General features: G+C 63.5%; 1 pseudogene. It reads right to left on the bottom strand.

Annotated features, from left to right (window positions below):
- Nucleotides 1-288: pseudogene (locus tag SKC42_RS27560) on the bottom strand (IS30 family transposase); the annotation flags it as partial.

The following is a 288-nucleotide window of genomic DNA, read 5'->3' as shown; positions in this document are numbered from 1 at the left end:
AAGCACGCCACCAATTCTCGACGGAGAGCGCCACGCCCCTGGACATACAGCGAGCGGTAGATGGTCTCATGAGAGATCCGCATAGATCCATCATCAGGGAAATCGACCAGCAACCGGTGAGCGATCTGCTCAGGACTCCACGCCGTGGCCCATCGTCGGTCCTGGCGACGCCCCTTGTTGCGGCCCTTCCACCGCGGCGCCGCAGGCCCCGCGACAGGCGAGCCGTCAGCTAGACGAACCATTCCGGCAAGCCGATCGGCCACGTACTTTTGCAGCTCTGCGTTGACC

This window comes from Mycobacterium sp. 050134 (genome assembly GCF_036409085.1).
Lineage (GTDB): Bacteria > Actinomycetota > Actinomycetes > Mycobacteriales > Mycobacteriaceae > Mycobacterium.
Note: the sequence above shows the minus strand (reverse complement) of the source record. Positions and strands in the feature narration are given on the sequence as shown.